This window comes from Bradyrhizobium sp. 23 (assembly GCF_023073295.1).
Classification (GTDB): Bacteria; Pseudomonadota; Alphaproteobacteria; order Rhizobiales; family Xanthobacteraceae; genus Bradyrhizobium; species Bradyrhizobium canariense_D.
On sequence record NZ_JADPJF010000100.1, the window covers coordinates 1 to 3,635 of the forward strand.

Annotated in this window: 2 protein-coding genes; one reads left to right on the forward strand and one right to left on the reverse strand. The window is 58.3% G+C overall.

Annotated features, from left to right (window positions below):
* Positions 1–1,950: 1,950 nt before the first annotated feature.
* On the reverse strand, positions 1,951–2,268 hold the full coding sequence (locus IVB32_RS25030) for a hypothetical protein (RefSeq protein WP_247363533.1): 318 nt from the start codon (positions 2,266–2,268) through the stop codon (positions 1,951–1,953).
* Between the two features lie 91 nt (positions 2,269–2,359).
* Between IVB32_RS25030 and IVB32_RS25035 the strand changes: the two genes are divergently transcribed.
* The coding region (locus IVB32_RS25035; protein ID WP_247411733.1) for a VCBS domain-containing protein at positions 2,360–3,635 on the forward strand (1,276 nt) is incomplete at its 3' end.

The following is a 3,635-nucleotide window of genomic DNA, read 5'->3' on the forward strand; positions in this document are numbered from 1 at the left end:
GACGCTTGGTGGCCTCTCGCTCTTGAGCTCGAGCCGCACGCTTCGGCATGCGTGGAGATTACGTTAGCTTAGATGCGAGGTACAGCCGCCGCGCAATCAATGGATTCCACGAGCCGGTATAGCCGAACTGCCACACGTACAAAGATTCCGTGCGCCACGCCTAGTTTGGCACCGGCTTAGACGGACATTCGAGTACGATGACGGTCACCTTTGGGATCGGACTGCATTATGCGGTACAAGGTGTTCGTGGTGGACGGCAGCCGGCAAGTGATCTGCGCTGCAAAGCTCGACTGCATTGATGAGCAGACGGCGAGACGCCGAGCCGAGCAAATGCATGACGAGCACGACGTTGAGCTTTGGCAAGGCGATCGACTCGTTGCTGTGTTCCGAAGTGCAACGTCGAATGAAGATCGGAGCTAACGCGCGATCCTGAATAGACGGCCGGTCTCGCCGCCGAGTTAGTTCGAGCATTGTGAGGCACCCCGGCCTGGCTGGTTGCCGACATGTCGCAGCGACGTCGTCACCGAGGCTCGCTACTGCGGTCCCGGCGGTCTCTAAACGGCTCTTGCTCTGCCGCTCGCTTTGGTACGCCGTCTTCTTGTTCTTGCTTCTACATGTCGGAGCTTACTTCGAAGCTTCTCCACCTCTCTAAGCTCCTCCAGAAGCGCCCGGTGCCGTTCGTTCAGAACAGCACTAGAAAAAATCTGACGCGTACTCGACATCACATGCCTCAGAAAATGATTTGAAATAAGAAGTCGACGAAAGCGAAAGAAAGAACACTCGACCGAAGCTCAATGAGCTGAAGCCGCAGCCGCCAGATGCTCCCAGTACTCTGCCTCTGCAAGCAGTTTCCAGCTTCTCTCAGGTTGGAGTGCGGCGGTCTGTCGGCACAGCAGCGCCATTGCACGCAGGCGGCGGGCAGCTTCCATTTCAACCTCCCATGTTTTCCCCCAACATATTTTTCGTTTTTGCGATGGAGTCATCATGATTATATGACATAATCAAATTTCTCATTTAATGGCGGTCAATTTGGTTCCATTTGTAAGCCGACCGGGAACTGCTTTCGGTTTAAGCTTCACATGGATTTCGAATGCTTGCTCGCCGACCCCCGCTGCGCGGTAAAGCGAACGAGACTGCACGGGACGGCAGCACGAGATGCGAAGCTTCATGCGCGAGCATCGGAATGTCAGAAATCCTAGCCGAGGACTCTTCTCGCCGGCCTCCAGGGCACGTGCCCCGGCTACCGAGCCAATAACCCTGCAGTTGGGTTGCGTCAGCGGTCTGGCTACGCGCTTCGCTCTTGGAGCGCACCACCCTTGAGTCCCGCGATGGTCTCACACTCTGGAACGTGGGCCCCGGCGACAAGGATGGCTACTGCCCCCCATGAGGATGACCAGCATCACATTGAAAGCCAAGTTCGCCACGTCACGGCGGGCGGACCTGGATCGCGTCGGGTGCGTAAGTTAATAATCACGCGCGACGCATTGCGAGGCTGTTGCTTTCATGCCTCGTCTTCGCAGATAGGCTGAGTTTGGCTCCAGTTGGCTCCCTGCGACTGTCGATCTACGCGAAGCAATGACCATGTCGCGGACCGAGTGCATGTGGGTAAATGCCGTAAAATTCCGGGGTCGCCTCGCAAGGAGTGGCGCAAGGGCCTCCTTCTTCTTGATTTTGATGCATTAATCATTAAATGCGGCGTATAAATAAATAAATAGACGGGCGCTTTAATTTAAAATAGGTTTGATTTAAACGGGGAGTGGATGATCGTGACGCTTCTTGGCTACGGTGGTCGCTTCTGAAGTGGCGAATATTGCAAAATCAATAATTGCCAAACGTGGCGGCCAAGCACCAGCCACGATGGGCAAGGGGGGATACCGCTAGATCTTTCGCGTAACTTGGCAGCAGTTGATGGAGCTGCGGTGGGCGGACCTATCGCCGTTCGAGCGAGCGCTACCAATTTGCACGAATTGATTTTGCGGCGACGCTCTCTGCTCTGCATTGGCAGGCGAGGTTGCGAATGACGTGCACGCATTTTTTAGCAATATTCACTCGGGCTCGGGAAATTTCGAATTCTTCTCCGTCAATTTTCGATTTTTCGATCCAGCCAAGTTTTCGGTTTGCAAACATGGCAGCTGTCAGGCGCGCGACCGTGCACACGACATTCGCTCGCAAGCTCGGAGCGGCTCTAGCCCTAAACAGGCTTGAGCGGCACGAAGCGCTGAGCAGGACGATAGGCATGCTGAGCAGCTCGGCATCGTTCTTCAGCATAGGCAAGGCAACGGCCGATCATCCCCGCGCCATTGTGCAATTTGTGCCGGTCCGTGAATGCGGACGGCGCATCACCCAGAGGATTTAAGCTATGGCGACGCAGGCAACGGGCGGCGGCAGCACGGTTTCGTTCGGCAATACTCCGCAAGCCAACACGGACATTTTCTCATTTGCGGAAGACGCGAGCAACATTCTCATCTTGAACGTGCTGGCAAATGATCTTGGGGGCGCGGCCAAGACGCTGTTCTCCCTGGACGACGGAACGAGCACCTCTGCGTCCACCAAGAACTACGCCCCTGCGGATTTGCTGGTCAAAGATCTGGCGTACAGCAGTGACGCTGCCGGAATGGTCGGTACCGGTGACCGCAGCGCGCTCGGTGCGCGCATCTGGATCGAGTCGGACGGCACCGTTCATTACGATAAGGGCGACATCAACACTCAGCTTCAGGCGCTGGCGGCCGGGCAAACGCTGACTGATACGTTCACCTACGCGATCCAGCTGGGCAACGGCACGCTCAGTTGGGCGACGGTGACGCTCCAGTTCAATGGCGCAAACGACTCCGTCTCTATCACATCGAGTCCGCAGAGCGGCTCGGTGGTAGAAGACGCGAACATCACGCCGGATCCCTCGGATTCGCAGAGCGCGGCCGGCACCATCAGCTTCAACGACGCCGATCTCAGCGACACCCATTCGGCCACGTTCGCGGCGGCCGCTTCCAACACCACTGCGCTCGGCACTTTCTCGCTCGACCCGGTCGGCGAGGCGCCCAATGCCGCCAACGGCTCGGTGCAGTGGCACTATGCGCTTAACAATTCGGCCGCCCAGTATCTAGCCGCAGGTCAGAGCGTCACCGAGAGCTTCGTGGTGACCGTCAACGACGGCCACGGCTCGACGGCTACCCAGACGGTGACGGTGACGACCACCGGCACCAACGACAATGCGGTGATCACGGTTGGCGCCGGCAATAGCGCCAGCGGCGCGGTGACTGAGGACGCCCATCCGACCAGCGAGACCGCGAGCGGTATGCTGTCGTTCAGCGACGTCGACCTTTCCGACACCCACAGCGTCACCAGTGTGACTCCGTCGGCCGGGGCGCTCGGGATGCTGACGGCGTCGGTCACCACCGACGACTCGCACACCACCGGCACCGGCGGGGTGATCACCTGGAACTACTCGGTTGCCGACAGCGCGATCCAATATCTGGCGCAGGGCCAGACCAAGACCGAGACCTTCACGGTCCATCTGTTTGACGGCACCTCGACGGTCGACAAGATCGTCACCGTCACGATCACGGGCACCAACGACGCGCCGGTGATCACGAGCTCGGCGCAGGCCGGCTCGGTTCAGGAAGACACGACGCTGACGG